This window comes from Mycobacterium sp. KBS0706 (assembly GCF_005938675.2).
GTDB lineage: Bacteria > Pseudomonadota > Alphaproteobacteria > DSM-16000 > Inquilinaceae > Inquilinus.
The window spans coordinates 1-14,562 of record NZ_VCCH02000041.1; the positions used below are offsets into that span (position 1 = coordinate 1).

A 14,562-nucleotide genomic window follows, 5' to 3' on the forward strand; every position below is an offset into this window, starting at 1 on the left:
TCGGCCTGGGCCGCCTTGCTCTGCGCCTCGCGGGCGCGGCCGACGGCGGCGACGGCATCCTGCTGGCCGCGCCGGGCCGCTCGGTCGGCATCCTGCGCCGCCTGGGCCGCCTGGCGCGCCGCATCCGCCGCCCGCCGCGCCGTCTCGGCGGCCTCGGCCGCGGTCGAGAGCTGCACCTCCAGCTGCTCCAGCCGGTTGCGCTGCTGCAGCCGTGCCGCGGCGGGGGAGGGGGCGCCCGGCCGGGCCACCAGCCCGTCCCAGCGCCAGCGGCCGCCGGCCCTGGTCACCAGCGCCTGGCCTGGCCGCAGCGCCGGCTGCAGCGCTTCGGCCGCCGCCGCGTCCGCGACCACGCCGATATGGGCCAGCCGGCGCGCCAGGGCCGCTGGGGCAGTGACATGCCCCGCGAGGGGCTCGGTCCCGGCCGGCAGCGGGGCCGCGTCGTCATAGAAGGGCAGCTCGGCCCAATGCAGCGGCGCCGAGCGGTCGGCCGGCACCGAGGCCTCGTCGCCGAGCGCGGCGCCCAGCGCCGCCTCCCAGCCGGGCGCGACCCGCAGCTGGTCCAGGATCGGCGCGCGGGCGGAATCGCCCTTGCCGCTGCCGAGCGCGGCGCGCAGGCCGTCGGCCTCGGCCTTCAGCCGGGTCGCGGCGCCCTCGGCGGACTGGGCGGTCTCGCGGGCGCCGGAAAAGGCCGAATCGGCGGCCTGGCGCCGGCTCTCCGCAGTCTCGACCGCCTCCTGCGCCGCCTCCAGCCGAGCCTCGGCCTCGGCCAGCACCAGGGCGGCGGCTTCGGCGCCGTCGGCGCCGGCCAGCTCGGTCTCGACCTGGGCGACCTGGCGCAGCGCATCCTCGTGCCGGCGGACCAAGTCCAGCAGGCGACCCTCCAGCTCGCGCTGGCGCTTGGCCAGGCTCTGGCGCCGAGCCTCGTCGCCGGCCGCGGCCTCGGTCAGCGCGGTCAGCTTGCCGTCCAGCCCGTCGACGATCTCGCGCTGGGTGTCGATCAACCGACGCGCGCCGTCCTCGGCATCGGCCTCGCCGGCGCTCTGGCGCTCGATCCGCTCGCGTTCGTCCTGCAGCTTGGCCAGGGCCTGGGCGGCGTCGGCGCCCAGCGAGCGCTCGCGCACCAGGTCGCCCGTGACCTGCTCCAGCCGCCGATTGGTGTCGAGTATCGACTGGCTCAGCCGGCCGGCCTCGGCCTCCAGCGTCTCGCGCTCGACCAGGTAGCGCTGCAGCGCCGCGGCGGATTCGGCGTCGGCTTTGCGCAGGGCCGGCAGGGCGGCGGCGGCCTCGGTCTGCTCGGTGGTGCCGCGGGTCGCCGCGATCATGCGCTCGCGCACCACCTGCTCATTGGCGTCATAGGCGCGCCGGGCCTCGGCGAGGGCGGTGCCCGCCGCGCTCCACTGCAGGTGCAGCAGCGTCGCCTCGACCTGGCGGATCTGCTCCGAGACGGTGCGGTAGCGCACCGCCTGCCGCGCCTGCTTGCGCAAGCCCCCGAGCTGGGCGTCGAGCTGCACCAGCACGTCGTCGAGGCGGACCAGGTTCTCGTCGGCCGAGCGCAGCCGCAGCTCGGCCTCGTGCCGGCGGCTGTGCAGGCCGGTGATGCCGGCCGCCTCCTCCAGGATCTGCCGCCGCTCCGCCGGGCGGGCGGAGATCATCGCCGCGATCCGGCCCTGGCTGACCAGGGCGGGGGAGGCGGGGCCCGAGGCGTTGTCCTGGAACAGCAGCTGCACGTCGCGGGCGCGCACCGGCTTGCCGTTGACCCGGTATTCAGAGCCGGTGCCGCGCTCGATCCGGCGGACGATCTCGATGCTGTCGGCGTGGTCCCAGCCGGGCGCGGTGCGGTCGCTGTTGTCCAGCGTGATCGTCACCTCGGCCAGGTTTCTCGCGGCGCGGCCGGTGGTGCCGCCGAAGATGACGTCGTCCATCTCCTGGCCGCGCATGCGCCGGGCGGAGTTCTCGCCCATCGCCCAGCGCAGCGCCTCGACCAGGTTCGACTTGCCGCAGCCATTCGGCCCGACCACGCCGGTCAGGCCGGGCTCGATGGCCACGTCCGTCGCATCGACGAAGGATTTGAAGCCCGACAGGCGGAGCCGGGCGAAATGCACGGCGGCGGCTCCTGCCCGTCAGTTGGTGGCGACGCCCTTCTCGGCGAGCTTCTTGTCGAAGAGCGCCTTGAAGGTGTCGAAGCTGGCCTCGCCCTCGAGCTTCTCGCCCTCGACGACGAAGGTCGGGGTGGCGTTGACCTTGTAGTCGGCCTGCGCCTCCTGGCCCAGCTTGATGATGGCGTCGGCGACGGCGTTGTCGGCCAGGCAGGCGTCGAACTTGTCCTTCGGCAGTCCGGCCATGCCGCCGATCTGCGCCAGGGCGCCGATCGGGTCGCCGGCGGTGGCCCAGCTCTGCTGGGTCTGGAACAGCACCTTGGCGATGTTGAAATACTGCTCGCGCGGGGCGCAGCGCGCCATCATCCCGGCCCGCAGGTCCAGCCCGTTCAGCGGGAACTGGCGGAACACGATCTTGACCTTGCCGGTGTCGACATAGGCCTTCTCGAGCTGCGGCAGCACGTCGTTGGTGAAGGCGGCGCAATGCGGGCAGGTGAAGGACGCGAATTCCAGCATCGTCACCGGCGCGTCGGCCTTGCCCATCACATAGTCGGTGTCGGTGATCTTCGGATCCCAGGCCTGGGCCGAGGCCGATCCGGCCATAAATGTCGCGGCGGCCAGGGCCAGGCCGGCGAGGAGGGTCTTCAGCATCCGATGGTCTCCATGGGTCCGGGCCTCGTGCCCAAGTGTCATCGCGGTGGCGTCCGGGCATAGAGCGCCCGGCCGAAGGCCGCAAGTCGGGATTTCCACTCGGGGTCGTCGACCGATTCGAGCGGCCCCTCCAGCATCGCCTCTTCCGCCGGGGTCAGGGAACGGCGGCTCGGTGTCGCGGTCCGGCGGGCCAGCGGCGCCTGCACCAGCTTGATCCGGATGATCGCGGCATAGCCGAAATGGCCGTTGATCCGCTCGATCAGCCGGTCCTGGTCATGCTGCAGCAGGATGGCGTCGGCCGGGTCAACCCTCAGCGCCAGCGTGCCGCCGTCGCGCTTGCCGGCCGGGAAGCTCAGCTTCTCCGGCACGGCCCGGTCGGCCCAGTGGTCGCCGACCACCGACGGCCAGTCGGCGAACAGGCTGCCGATGGCGCTGCGCCCGCCGCCCAGCGCCTTGCGGGCCAAAGCGGGAACCAAGGCGGCCATGGATCTCGGATAGCTCATCGGCGGGAACGCGACTGCATGATCGAATTGCGGGACTCGGGTCCCTATAGTGGCGCAACGCACCCCCGAGCGGCAACGCGAGCCATGCCCGATACAGCCACGTCCGCCGAATTTACCCCCGCCGACTTCGCCCCGGCGCTCCTGGCCTGGTACGACCGGCACCGCCGTGTCTTGCCATGGCGGGCGCCGGCGGGCAAGACGGCGGACCCGTACCGGGTCTGGCTCAGCGAGATCATGCTGCAGCAGACCACCGTGGCGGCGGTGAAGGACTATTTCCTCGACTTCACCCGGCGCTGGCCGACGGTGGCCGACCTGGCCGCGGCGCCGGTGGAGGAGGTGCTGCGCGCCTGGGCTGGGCTGGGCTACTACGCCCGGGCCCGGAACATGCATCGCTGCGCCGTCCTGGTGGTGGAACGCCATGGCGGAGTGTTCCCGTCGCAGGAGGCGGAATTGCGGCAGCTGCCGGGGATCGGCGACTACACCGCGGCGGCGATCGCGGCGATCGCCTTCGACCGGCCGGCCGCGGTGATGGACGGCAATGTCGAGCGGGTGATGGCCCGGATCTTCGCGGTCGAGATGCCGCTGCCGACCGCAAAGCCGATCCTGAAGACCCACGCCACCACCCTGACCCCGCGCCGGCGGCCGGGCGATTATGCCCAGGCGGTGATGGATCTCGGCGCCACCATCTGCACCCCGCGCAGCCCGAAATGCATCCTCTGCCCCTGGTCCGCCCCATGCCGGGCCCGGAAGCGCGGCATCGCCGAGGACCTGCCGGCCAAGCTGGCCAAGGCGGCGAAGCCGACCCGCCGGGCGGTGGCCTTCTGGCTGACCGATGCGCGCGGCCATGTGCTGCTGCGCCGCCGGCCGCCCAAGGGCATGCTGGGCGGGATGATGGAGTTCCCGTCCTCCGCCTGGATCGAGCAGCCGATGCCGGAGCTCGCCGCGGTGCTGGCCGAGGCGCCGGGCGGCAGCGGCTGGCGGCTGCTGCCTGGCCTGGTGCGGCACGGCTTCACCCATTTCGACTTCGAGCTGACGGTGGCGGCCGGCCGGCTCAAGGCGCCGGTCGAGGGCGGACTCCTGATGTCGCCGGACCAGCTGGGCGAGGCCGGGCTGCCGACGGCGATGTGGAAGATCGCCCGCCATGCCCTGCGGCATCTTGAATGACCGGGGCGGGCGCCACAAATCAGCCCTAATCACCGCCCTCTATCCGACCTCGTCGGGACGGTGAGGTTGCGCAGATAACCGGTCCGGGACGGTCAGCGGCGATTGGCGTGCGACTCTGTGGCGCCCGGTTTCGTCTTGATCTTCCGGGCCGTCGTCTTCACCCTGCCGGCGCCCGGCCACGAGGCCGGGCATATCGAAGGAACCGTGTCCATGTTCATCCAGACCGAGCAGACACCCAACCCGGCGAGCCTGAAGTTCCTGCCGGGCCGCGCGGTGATGGATGCGGGCACCGCCAACTTCCCGTCGCCGGACACGGCGGCGCGGTCGCCTTTGGCGCAGCGCCTGTTCGAGATCGAGGGCGTCACCGGCGTGTTTCTCGGCACCGATTTCGTGACCGTGAGCAAGGCCGACACCCTTGACTGGTACGTGCTGAAGCCTTCGATCCTCGGCGTGATTATGGAGCATTTCACCGCCGGCCGGCCGGTCATCGTGGCCGAGGCGGCGGCGGAGGGCTCCCAGTCGGCCGAGGAATCGGAGATCGAAGCCCAGATCCGGGAGCTGATCGACACCCGTGTCCGGCCCGCCGTGGCCCAGGACGGGGGCGACATCATCTTCCAGGGCTATGAGCACGGCGTGGTATATCTGCACATGCAGGGCTCCTGCTCAGGCTGTCCCAGCTCGACCATGACGCTGAAGGCCGGCATCGAGAACATGCTGCGCCACTACATCCCCGAAGTGACGGAGGTGCGCGCCGTCGCCTGACGGCGGGCTGCGCTCCCCCCGGCGGCGCCCCCTGTTGGCGGGGCGCCTGCGGACCCGGTCGTGCCGATAGGCGGGGCGCCCGGGATCGCTGGCCCGGGCGCAACCAAGAACGAGGTCCATGCAGTTTCGTGTGTTTCGACCGGCCGCCGCCTTGGCCGGCCTTTTGCTGATCGTGCCCCTTGCCGCCCTGGCTGAGCCGGCGGCCCCCACCGATCAACCCCCGGCTGAGCTGCAGGTCGCCGACCTGCCGCCGCAAGACCTGGCGCTGCCGGCCTCGGCGGTGCCGCCGATCGACAAGACCTCGGACCTCGTCCTCAAGGTCGACAGCGCCGGCAAGCTCAGCGAGATCTTCGACAGCGCCGACTACGCCCTCGCCGATGTGCGCGATGGCGAGGCCGATGTGCCGCGCCTGCTGGTCGAGGCGATGCCGTCCGATCTGCGCCGGCTCGATTCGACCGATCTGCGCAAGGACGTGTTCTTCAACGCCCTGCTGCCGCTGGTGCTGCGGGTCAACGAGGACATCGGCCACGACCGCGACCGGCTGCTGGCGCTGCAGGGGCTGCAGCATCTCGGCCTGGCGCCCTCGGCGGACTCGCGGGCTTGGCTGGCGGAGCTCGGCGAGCGCTACGGCGTCGCCGACGGCGACCTCGACGCGCTGCTGCTGCGGGTCGACGTTATCCCGGTCTCCCTGGCCCTGGCGCAGGCCGCGGTCGAATCGGGCTGGGGCACCTCGTACAGCGCCCAGCGCCGCAACGCGCTGTTCGGCCAGACCGCGGGGTCGGCGGCGCGCTACGCCGCCTTCGACCGGCTGATCGACGGGGTCGCCTCCTACGCCCGCAACCTCAACACCCATCCGGCCTATATCGGCTTCCGCGCCCGCCGCGCGGCGCTCCGAGCTGCGCGGCTGGAGCTTGACGGCTATGATCTGGCGTCGACCCTTCTGCGCTATTCGACGCGCGGAACGGCCTATATCCGCGATGTCCGGGCCATGATCCGCGGCAACGATCTCGTCGAGCTCGATTCCGCGCGGCTTGCCGCGGATCGCGGGTTGGGCTTACCTGCCGCGAGCTGAGACTTTCTGCGACAAATGGCCATGGCGCTCGACAAGATCGCGCTCGACACGCTGTTCCGCGAGGCGCGCGCCCGATGCGTGTTCCTCGACGAGGCGATCCCGGAGGCGACGCTCCGCGCGATCTACGATCTGATGAAGCGGGGGCCGACCAGCGCCAATTCCTGTCCGGCGCGGATCGTCTTCGTCACCTCCGAGGAGGGCAGGGTGGCGCTGCGCCCCTCGGTCGACCCCGAGGTGCTGGGCGCGACGCTGCAGGCGCCGGTGACCGCGATCGTGGCCTATGACTCGGCCTTCCACGAGCATCTGCCGAAGCTGCTGCCGGACGAGCCGGAGACGGCGATCCGCTTCGCCGCCCGGCCCGATCTGGCGTTGGAGACGGCGCATCGCGACGCGGCGATGCAGGCTGCCTATCTGATCATGGCGGCGCGCGGCCTGGGCCTCGGCTGCTGGCTGGTGGGCGAGTTCGACAGGGCCAAGGTCGACGCCGCCTTCCTCTCCGGCACCCGCTGGCGCTCAAGCCTCCTGGTCGATATCGGTTATGTCGACCGCAGCAAGGAATTCCCCCGCCGCCCGCGCCTGGCCTTCGAGGAAGCCTGCCGGATCGTGTGAGCGCGTGTACGCATCGGATGATCCCTGGTTCAGCAATGAGTAACATCGACCGCGACCGGGCGCCTGCTGCAGGGGCGGGAGCCGGCGCATGATCGTGCTCGGGCTCGATGCGGCCGGCGCCGGCTGCGGCGTGGCGGTGCGGCGCGACGGCAAGGTCGTGGCCGCACGGACCGAGGCAATGGCCCAGGGCCATGCCGTGCGGCTGATGCCGCTGGTGCTGGAGGTGCTGGCCGAGGCCGGGGTCGCGCCCGGCGATATCGACCTGTTCGGCGTCACCACCGGCCCCGGCTCCTTCACCGGGCTCAGGGTCGGGCTCGCCGCGGTCGGCGGGCTAGCGCTCGGCGCCGGCCGGAAGATCGTCGGCATCCCCAGCTTCGACGCCGTACTGGCCGATCTCGGACCGGTCGCCGCGGGCAGCATCCTGGTGGCGCTGGACGGACGACGGACCGAGCCCTTCGCCCGGCTGTTCGCCGCGAGCGGGAACCCCCTGGGCGAGCCGCTGTGCCTGCCGGCAGTCGAGCTGGCGGCATTGATCCCGTCCGGTCCCCTGACCGTCGCCGGCGACGGTGTGCATCTGCTGCTGCCGGCACTGGCCGGCCGGGCGGATGTGCACCATGCCGGCCAGTCGGCGATCGATCCCGCCACCGTGGCCCGGCTGGCCGAGGACCGGGCAGACCAGGCGCGCGAAGGCCCGCCACCGCCGCTCTATGTCCGGCCGCCCGACGCGGTGCCGCTGGCCGAGCGGGCGCCGAAGCCGTGATGCGCATCGTCGAGGCCGGCCCGGCCGAAGCGGCGGTGCTGTCGGCCCTGTACGAAACCGCCTTCACCGAGGCCTGGGCGCCGGACCGGCTGGCGCAGCTGCTCGCCGGCCCCGGCGTGTTCGCGCTGATCGCCCTCGACGATGCCGGAGAGCCGCTTGGCTATGCCTTGGGCCGGGTGGCGGCGGACGAGGCGGAGCTGCTGTCGATCGCGCTCTTGCCCGGCCAGCGCCGCCGCGGCGGCGGGCGCCTGCTGCTCGACGCCCTGACCGACCTCTGCGCGGCGGCCGGGGCGGAAACGCTGTTCCTCGAAGTTGCGACCGACAACGCGGCGGCGCTGGCGCTCTACCGCGGCGCCGGCTTCAGCGAGGCCGGCCGCCGCAAGGGCTACTACAAGGTCGGCCCGGCCGCAGTCGACGCCATCGTCATGAAGCGGGCGCTGGGCGCGGCGTAGGCGCCGGTTACTGCCGCACTGGCCGCTCCACCGTGCCCAGCGCCTCGGCCAGCGAGCGGTTGGCGCTGCCGCGTGGGCGCGGCTGCTGCTGGCTGTCATGCGGCGCCCAGCCGGCCAGGAACAGCACCTCGAAGCTGGCCGGGATGCGCCCGTCCGGCTCGGCGAAGCGCTCGGCGTAGCGGGCGGCGACAGTCGGCCAGAAGGCGCGCGGCGGCGGCGCGGGGTTGCGGTTCAGCCCGGCATTGGTCTCGCCCATGCCGCGCAGGTCGGCGACCAGGCGGAAGGCGTTCTCGTAGCTGACCGTCACCGTCTCGGCATCCGCCACCGGCAGGGCGAAGCCGGCGCGCTGCAGCAGGCCGGCGGCGTCGCGCAGATCGGCGAAAGGCGACAGGCGCGGGCTGGCGCCGCCGGTCAGCTCGGTCTCGGCCTCGACCAGGGCGGTGCGCAGCTCGGCCAGCGTGCCGGCACCCAGCATTGCCGCCAGGAACAACCCATTCGGCCGCAGCGCCCGGCGGATCTGCAGCAGCGCCCCGGGCAGGTCGTTGACCCAGTGCAGCGACAGGTTGCTCAGCACCAGGTCCAGCGTGCCCTCGCCGAAGGGCAGCAGCTCCTCGTCGCAGGCCAGCGTCGGCCGGCCATTCGCGGCTGCACTTCGGGCCAGGGCGGGCGACAGGTCGGCCTGGACCAGCGTGTCGATCCTGTCCGTATCCGCCAGCGCCCGGGCCACGGCGCCGTCATGGCAGCCGAGGTCGAGCGCCACCGGGAAGCGGTGGGTGACGTCGAGCAGCCGGTCGGCCAGCATCGCCGCCACATGCTCGAACAGGAAATTGTGCCCGGCCAGGCCTGGCGCCGCGCGGTCGCGCCGCCGGCGCACCAGCGCCCGGTCGAACACCATCATGCCGTCGGATTGCGTCATGGCGCGCACTATAGGGGTTGCGGAGGACCGCCGCACCGCTCTTTGGTGGCGCGAAGGGCCGACAGCGAAGGACACGGATCATGACCGCAGCGGACCGGCCGGCGGCGCTGGTGACGGGATCGACCTCGGGCATCGGCGCGGCCGTCGCCCGGCGGCTGGCCGCCGAAGGCTATGCCGTGGCGTTGCATTCTCGCGCCTCGGTCGCGGCCGGCGAGGCGCTGGCCGCGGAGCTCGGGGGCAGCTACACCGCCGCCGACCTGGCGACCGATGACGGGCCGCCGGCCCTGGTCCGGGCGGTGCTGGCGCGGCATGGCCGGATCGACGCGCTGGTCAACAGCGCCGGCATCACCGCCACGGTGCCGCACTCCGACCTCAAAGGGGCGACGCCCGAGCTCTGGCGCCGGCTGCACCAGGTCAACGTCATCGCCCCCTGGCTGCTGGTGGCCGAGGCCGAGGACGCATTGCGGCAATCGGCGGCGGTGCGGGGCCAGCCGGCGGCGGTGGTCAATATCGGCTCCCATGCCGGGGCACGGCCACGCGGCGCCTCGGTGCCCTATGCCGCCTCCAAGGCAGCGCTGCACCATGTCACCCGCCTGCTGGCCAAGTCGCTGGCGCCGGCGATCCGGGTCAACGCCGTCGCCCCCGGGTTGGTCGACACGCCGATGACCGCCGACTGGACCGAGGCGCAGCGTCTCTGGGCCACCACCGCGCCGATGCGCCGCCCGGCGCAGCCGGCGGATGTCGCCGAAGTGGTCTTCGGCCTGATCCGCTCGGACTACGTGACCGGCGAGATCGTGATGCTGGACGGCGGCCTCAGCCTGACCTGACCGGCCCTGCCCCACACGGGGATTGGGAACTGGCCGCCGTCGTGGAATACTCCCTTATGCGGATATGACGCGATCGGCGAGGGAGAGATGCGGCGGACCGGTTGGTGGGTCGTGTTTCTGTGCGGCGCGGTCGGCGCCGGCCTGCTGTTCGTTGCCGTCGACGCGCTCTGGCCGGAGCCGTCGCCGCCCCCCGGCGCGGCACCCGTCGTCGCGAGCCAGGATGTGGCCGCCGGCCCCGTGGAACCTGCGGTCCGGCCGGAGCCGTCGCCGCCGGGCGGACCGGCCCCCGTGGTCGCCAGCCCGGCTGCGGCCGTCCGTCCCGCCGAACCCGCGGTCCGCGCCAAGCGGTTCATGGTGGCGGCCGCCGATCCGGTGGCGGCCCGGGCCGGCTACGACGCGCTGGCGGAGAACGGCACCGCGGTCGACGCCATGATCGCGGTGCAGCTGGTGCTCAACCTGGTCGAGCCGCAATCGGGCGGCATCGGCGGTGGGGCGCTGCTGCTGTATTTCGACGGGCGGTCGGGCCGGCTGACCTCGCTCGACGGACTCGAAGCCGCGCCGCGGGGCGCGGATGCCAACATGTTCCTGGGCCCGGACGGCCAGCCGATCTCCTTGGCCGCTGCGGCGATCGGCGGCCGCTCGGTCGGCGCGCCCGGCACGCTGAAGCTGCTGCTCCAGGCGCATCAGCGCTGGGGCCGGCTGTCGCTGGCCCGGCTGTTCCGGCCGGCGATCGATCTGGCGGAGAAGGGCTTCACCGTGTCGCCGCGGCTGGCCGGCCTGCTGACCGGCGACACGGCCGAGCGGCTGAAGCGGGATCCGCGGGCGCGCGACTATTTCTTCCCCGGCGGCCAGGCGCTGCAGGCCGGCCAGACGCTGCGCAACCCGGCCTTCGCCGACACTCTGCGCTTCATCCTGGGCGCCGGTGACGGGCCCTTCTATCTCGGCCCGATCGGCGCCGACATCGTCGGCGCAGCCCAGGGCGCGCCCGGCAATGCCGGCCGGCTGGCGCCGATCGACCTCGAGGTCTACCGGGTGGTCGAACGCCAGCCCGTCTGCGTCCCCTATCGCGTCTGGCGGGTCTGCGGCATGGGGCCGCCGAGCGCCGGCGGCATCGGGGTCGGCCAGATCCTCGGCATGCTCGAACATTTGAGGATGCCCACGACCGGCCCCGGCTCGGGCGATGCCTGGCACCTGTTCGCCGAGGCCGGCAAGCTGGCCACGGCCGATCGCGACCGCTATGTCGCCGATCCGGATTTCATCCTGGTCCCGACATCGAGCCTGATCGACGGCACCTATACGACCGCGCGGGCGCGGATGATCTCCGCCGACAAGGCGGTGCCCGTGCCGGCGCCGCCGGGCAACCCGCCGCGGCGCGTGGGACAGGAGCGCAGCGTCGACACCTCGACCGAGCCGTCGAACACCAGCCACATCTCGTTCGTCGACGCGGACGGCAGCGTCGTCTCGCTGACCACCTCGATCGAGGGCGCCTTCGGCTCGCATCTGATGGTGCGCGGCTTCCTGCTCAACAACGGGCTGGCCGACTTCTCCTTCGCGCCCTATGCCGGCGGCCGCGCGGTGGCGAACCGGGTCGAGCCCGGCAAGCGGCCGCGCACCTCGATGGCCCCGACCATCGTGCTGGACCAGGCCGGCCGGCCGGTGCTGGTGATCGGGACGCCCGGCGGCGCCCGTATCATCCCCTATGTCGCCCAGGCTATCATCGGCGTGCTGGACTGGGGGCTGGACGTGCAGCAGGCGATCGATCTGGGCCATGTCGTCAATCTCAACGGCCGCACCGAGCTGGAGGCCGGAACCGCCGCCGCGGGGCTGAAGGACGTCCTGGCGGCGCGCGGCCACGACGTCGTGGTGATGGAGCAGCCCAGCGGGCTGCAGGGCATCCAGATCGGCCCGGACGGGCTGGTCGGCGGCTCCGACTCGCGGCGCGGGGGCGTCGCCGTCGGGCGGTAGCCGACTGCGATGCGCCTGGCCTTCACCCCCTGGCTCGGCCGCGCCGGCACCGCCCTGCTCGATGCCGTGCTGCCGCAGCGCTGCCTGTCCTGCGGCGCCGAGATCGTGGCGCCGGGGGCGCTGTGCGCCGCCTGCTGGGGGCAGCTCGCCTTCCTCGGCCCGCCGCAATGCCGGCGCTGCGGCCTGCCCTTCGACCATGCGGCGGCGGAGGGCGCGGGCGACGACCCTGTCTGCGGCAACTGCCTCGCCTTCCCGCCGCTGTGGGACCGGGCCCGTGCTGCCTTCCTCTACGACGATCTCAGCCGCAAGCTGATCCTGGCCTTCAAGCATGGCGACCAGACCCATGCGGCGCCGGCCTTCGGCCGCCTGCTGCAGCGGGCGGCGGCGCCGTTCCTGGCCGAGGCCGACGTGATCGCGCCGGTGCCGCTGCACCGCTGGCGGTTGCTGCGCCGGCGCTACAATCAGGCGGCGCTGCTGGCCCTGGCGCTCGGCCGCGAAGCCGGCCGGCCGGTGGCGCCGGACCTGCTGCTGCGGCGCCGGCCGACGCCCAGCCAGGGCGGCCAGGACCGCCGGGCGCGGCGGCGCAACGTCGCCGGCGCCTTCGCCGTACGGCCCGGCCGCGAGGCGCTGGTCGAGGGCCGCCGCGTGCTGCTGGTCGACGACGTGCTGACCACCGGCGCCACCATCGACGAATGCGCCCGGGCGCTGCGGCGCAAGGGGGCGGCCGGGGTCGATGTCGTCACCCTGGCCAGGGTCCCGCCGCCCGGAGGCTGAGGCGCGCCCAGGGCATGGGCGCCATTCTTCGGGCGCAGACCCCTGGCATCCTCGGCCGAATGACCTCATATTCGAGGAACTCTTCGGAGGATCTTCATGCCACCGGTTACCGTCTACTCCAGCCCGTTCTGCCCTTACTGCTACATGGCCAAGAAGCTGCTGACCCAGAAGGGCGTCAGCTTCGAGGAGATCGATGTGGTGGCCGAACCGTCGCGGCGGGACGAGATGCGGCAGCGCGCCAATGGCCGCCACACCGTGCCGCAGATCTTCATCGGCGCCACCCATGTCGGCGGCAATGACGACCTCCAGGCGCTGGAGCGCGCCGGCAGGCTCGACCCGCTCCTGGCCGAATCTGCGCCCGCCTGAGTCCGCTTCGAGGCGAAGGATGACCCGCTTCACCGCCGCCTGCGTCCAGCTCAATGTCGGCACCGAGATCGAGCCGAATCTGCAGGACGCGGGGGCGCTGATCCGACGGGCCCGCGACGCCGGGGCGACGCTGATCGCGACGCCGGAGAACACCGGCTTCATCGTCCAGGGCCGGGAGGCCGTGCTCGAGCGCTCTCTGCCGGAGGACCGGCATCCCGGCCTGCCCTTCTTCGCCGACCTGGCGCGCGAGACCGGGGCGACGCTGCTGATCGGGTCGCTCTCGATCGGGCTCCCGGACGGCAAGGCCGCCAACCGCTCCTACCTGTTCGCGCCGTCGGGCGAGATCCTGGCGCGCTACGACAAGATCCACATGTTCGACGTCGACCTGGCCGGCGGCGAACGCTACCGCGAGAGTGCCACCTTCGGCCCGGGCGACCGGGCGGTGGTGGCGCCGCTGCCCACCGGCGGCGTGTTGGGCCTGACCGTCTGCTACGATCTGCGCTTCGCCTATCTGTACCGGGCCCTGGCCCAAGCCGGCGCCGAAATCCTCAGCGTGCCGGCCGCCTTCACCCGCAAGACCGGCCAGGCGCATTGGCACGTGCTGTTGCGCGCCCGGGCGATCGAGACCGGCAGCTTCGTCATCGCCCCGGCCCAGACCGGCACCCATGACAGGGGCCGCCAGACCTACGGCCATTCGCTGATTGTGGCGCCCTGGGGCGAGATCCTGGCCGATGCCGGCGAGGAGGTCGGAATCGTCACTGCCGAGATCGACCTGGCGAAGGTGGCGGAGGCGCGCACCGCCGTGCCGGCGCTGCGCCACGACCGCCGCGTCGCCCCGCCCGGCCCGCCGCTGCGCGCGGCCGGGGAATAGCCGGCGGAGCATGGCGATCGAGCGCTACGCGGTGCTGAAGGGCCGCCCGACCGACCGCCGCCTCGCCGCCGAGAGGGCGACCCATTACCAGATCCGCGTCGATGACGGCGGCCGCGACCACCGGGTGGCGATCAATGTCCAGGGATCTGCCTGGCCCTCGGCGGTGGAGTATGTGCTCGACCCTGATTTCGACCATCCGGTGACCGCGCGGCTGGCGGCGCTGTCTCCGGGCCTGACCGCGATCCCCTGGGGCCAGGGGCTGGACTATGTCCGCGACGGGCTGTTCGACCGGTCTCACATGCGGCCGCTGCCGGCGACGCTGCCGGGGCCGGACAACGACCTGAGCGAGAAGATCGACCGCATCGTCGCCCGGGCGATCAATGAGCCGGACGCCATGCTCTACGCCTTCGGCGAGCCGTTCGGGCCGGACCCGGTGGCCGATCACGGCTTCGGCTTCGCCCCGTCGCGCGGCATGCACAACATCCACATGAACCAGGGCAGCCCGGAGGAGCGGTTCCGCGGCGACAACGGCGTCGGCCAGGACGGCGCCCTGCTGATCGCCTTCCCGCAGGGGCGCTGGGCGGCACTGTTCCTGAAGTTCCAGTCCCAGTCCTGGCAGACCGACGACGCCACCGGCCACCCCCGCCAGCCGGCGCAGGCCAGGCGGCGGCGCATGCAGGCCTGACCCTCGGCGGCCCGACGGGTTGCCTGAGAGGAGCGGCTGCTCTATGGTGCGCCGCCGACCGATCCCAGGAGAGCAAGATGACGACGTTC

General features: G+C 72.8%; 16 protein-coding genes. 12 read left to right on the forward strand and 4 right to left on the reverse strand.

All coding sequences use genetic code 11. The features are described from left to right. The 3 genes from FFK22_RS21705 to FFK22_RS21715 all read right to left on the reverse strand — a co-directional run. On the reverse strand, positions 1 to 2,102 hold a 2,102-nt coding region (locus FFK22_RS21705; RefSeq protein WP_143956856.1), incomplete at its 3' end, for a chromosome segregation SMC family protein. An 18-nt stretch (positions 2,103 to 2,120) separates the two neighbouring features. Further along, the gene (locus tag FFK22_RS21710) at positions 2,121 to 2,747 is read right to left on the reverse strand and encodes a DsbA family protein (RefSeq protein ID WP_186002575.1); all 627 of its coding nucleotides are present in this window, start codon (positions 2,745 to 2,747) and stop codon (positions 2,121 to 2,123) included. A 38-nt stretch (positions 2,748 to 2,785) separates the two neighbouring features. Next, on the reverse strand, positions 2,786 to 3,232 hold the full coding sequence (locus FFK22_RS21715; RefSeq protein ID WP_186002576.1) for a DUF721 domain-containing protein: 447 nt from the start codon (positions 3,230 to 3,232) through the stop codon (positions 2,786 to 2,788). A 102-nt stretch (positions 3,233 to 3,334) separates the two neighbouring features. Between FFK22_RS21715 and mutY the strand changes: the two genes are divergently transcribed. The 6 genes from mutY (at position 3,335) to rimI (ending at position 8,069) form a co-directional block, all read left to right on the forward strand. Further along, the gene (mutY, locus tag FFK22_RS21720; protein WP_138888775.1) at positions 3,335 to 4,414 is read left to right on the forward strand and encodes an A/G-specific adenine glycosylase; all 1,080 of its coding nucleotides are present in this window, start codon (positions 3,335 to 3,337) and stop codon (positions 4,412 to 4,414) included. 135 nt (positions 4,415 to 4,549) lie between these two features. After that, positions 4,550 to 5,176, forward strand: a complete 627-nt coding sequence (locus FFK22_RS44820) for a NifU family protein (RefSeq protein ID WP_221938761.1) — start codon at positions 4,550 to 4,552, stop codon at positions 5,174 to 5,176. A gap of 118 nt (positions 5,177 to 5,294) precedes the next feature. Further along, the gene (locus FFK22_RS21730; protein ID WP_138888777.1) at positions 5,295 to 6,248 is read left to right on the forward strand and encodes a glucosaminidase domain-containing protein; all 954 of its coding nucleotides are present in this window, start codon (positions 5,295 to 5,297) and stop codon (positions 6,246 to 6,248) included. A gap of 21 nt (positions 6,249 to 6,269) precedes the next feature. Then, entirely contained in the window at positions 6,270 to 6,857 is a 588-nt protein-coding gene (locus tag FFK22_RS21735; protein ID WP_138888778.1) for a malonic semialdehyde reductase, read from the forward strand. 88 nt (positions 6,858 to 6,945) lie between these two features. After that, positions 6,946 to 7,617, forward strand: coding sequence for a tRNA (adenosine(37)-N6)-threonylcarbamoyltransferase complex dimerization subunit type 1 TsaB (gene tsaB / locus FFK22_RS21740; RefSeq protein WP_138888779.1), 672 nt, complete (start codon positions 6,946 to 6,948; stop codon positions 7,615 to 7,617). Continuing rightward, complete coding sequence (gene rimI / locus FFK22_RS21745) at positions 7,617 to 8,069, forward strand: ribosomal protein S18-alanine N-acetyltransferase (protein WP_138888780.1); 453 nt, start codon at positions 7,617 to 7,619, stop codon at positions 8,067 to 8,069. Before tsaB ends, rimI begins: the two co-directional genes overlap by 1 nt. 7 nt (positions 8,070 to 8,076) lie before the next feature. Here rimI and FFK22_RS21750 read toward each other — a convergent pair whose 3' ends face one another. Then, entirely contained in the window at positions 8,077 to 8,985 is a 909-nt protein-coding gene (locus tag FFK22_RS21750) for a methyltransferase domain-containing protein (protein WP_138888781.1), read from the reverse strand. Positions 8,986 to 9,065: 80 nt separating this feature from the next. Here FFK22_RS21750 and FFK22_RS21755 point away from each other — a divergent pair, with 80 nt between their 5' ends. From FFK22_RS21755 to FFK22_RS21780, 6 genes are all read left to right on the forward strand, one after another. Then, positions 9,066 to 9,812, forward strand: a complete 747-nt coding sequence (locus FFK22_RS21755; RefSeq protein WP_138888782.1) for an SDR family NAD(P)-dependent oxidoreductase — start codon at positions 9,066 to 9,068, stop codon at positions 9,810 to 9,812. Between the two features lie 87 nt (positions 9,813 to 9,899). Continuing rightward, positions 9,900 to 11,777, forward strand: a complete 1,878-nt coding sequence (gene ggt, locus FFK22_RS21760; RefSeq protein WP_138888783.1) for a gamma-glutamyltransferase — start codon at positions 9,900 to 9,902, stop codon at positions 11,775 to 11,777. A 9-nt stretch (positions 11,778 to 11,786) separates the two neighbouring features. Continuing rightward, positions 11,787 to 12,551, forward strand: a complete 765-nt coding sequence (locus tag FFK22_RS21765) for a ComF family protein (RefSeq protein ID WP_138888784.1) — start codon at positions 11,787 to 11,789, stop codon at positions 12,549 to 12,551. A 96-nt stretch (positions 12,552 to 12,647) separates the two neighbouring features. After that, positions 12,648 to 12,917, forward strand: coding sequence for a glutaredoxin 3 (gene grxC / locus FFK22_RS21770; RefSeq protein WP_138888785.1), 270 nt, complete (start codon positions 12,648 to 12,650; stop codon positions 12,915 to 12,917). A gap of 19 nt (positions 12,918 to 12,936) precedes the next feature. Then, positions 12,937 to 13,788 carry a carbon-nitrogen hydrolase family protein gene (locus FFK22_RS21775; RefSeq protein WP_138888786.1) on the forward strand — a complete coding sequence of 284 codons (852 nt, stop codon included), beginning with the start codon at positions 12,937 to 12,939 and terminating at the stop codon, positions 13,786 to 13,788. A gap of 10 nt (positions 13,789 to 13,798) precedes the next feature. After that, complete coding sequence (locus tag FFK22_RS21780; RefSeq protein WP_138888787.1) at positions 13,799 to 14,473, forward strand: YukJ family protein; 675 nt, start codon at positions 13,799 to 13,801, stop codon at positions 14,471 to 14,473. Positions 14,474 to 14,562: the final 89 nt, after the last annotated feature.

Bases quoted from the DNA above. Each gene is read 5' to 3' on its own strand.
- FFK22_RS21755 (WP_138888782.1), top strand. From the start codon at position 9,066: ATGACCGCAGCGGACCGGCCGGCGGCGCTGGTGACGGGATCGACCTCG.
- FFK22_RS21775 (WP_138888786.1), top strand. From the start codon at position 12,937: ATGACCCGCTTCACCGCCGCCTGCGTCCAGCTCAATGTCGGCACCGAG.
- FFK22_RS21735 (WP_138888778.1), top strand. From the start codon at position 6,270: ATGGCGCTCGACAAGATCGCGCTCGACACGCTGTTCCGCGAGGCGCGC.
- tsaB (WP_138888779.1), top strand. From the start codon at position 6,946: ATGATCGTGCTCGGGCTCGATGCGGCCGGCGCCGGCTGCGGCGTGGCG.
- FFK22_RS21780 (WP_138888787.1), top strand. From the start codon at position 13,799: ATGGCGATCGAGCGCTACGCGGTGCTGAAGGGCCGCCCGACCGACCGC.
- mutY (WP_138888775.1), top strand. From the start codon at position 3,335: ATGCCCGATACAGCCACGTCCGCCGAATTTACCCCCGCCGACTTCGCC.
- FFK22_RS21730 (WP_138888777.1), top strand. From the start codon at position 5,295: ATGCAGTTTCGTGTGTTTCGACCGGCCGCCGCCTTGGCCGGCCTTTTG.
- FFK22_RS21750 (WP_138888781.1), bottom strand. From the start codon at position 8,985: ATGACGCAATCCGACGGCATGATGGTGTTCGACCGGGCGCTGGTGCGC.
- FFK22_RS21765 (WP_138888784.1), top strand. From the start codon at position 11,787: ATGCGCCTGGCCTTCACCCCCTGGCTCGGCCGCGCCGGCACCGCCCTG.
- ggt (WP_138888783.1), top strand. From the start codon at position 9,900: ATGCGGCGGACCGGTTGGTGGGTCGTGTTTCTGTGCGGCGCGGTCGGC.
- rimI (WP_138888780.1), top strand. From the start codon at position 7,617: ATGCGCATCGTCGAGGCCGGCCCGGCCGAAGCGGCGGTGCTGTCGGCC.
- FFK22_RS21710 (WP_186002575.1), bottom strand. From the start codon at position 2,747: ATGCTGAAGACCCTCCTCGCCGGCCTGGCCCTGGCCGCCGCGACATTT.
- grxC (WP_138888785.1), top strand. From the start codon at position 12,648: ATGCCACCGGTTACCGTCTACTCCAGCCCGTTCTGCCCTTACTGCTAC.
- FFK22_RS21715 (WP_186002576.1), bottom strand. From the start codon at position 3,232: ATGGCCGCCTTGGTTCCCGCTTTGGCCCGCAAGGCGCTGGGCGGCGGG.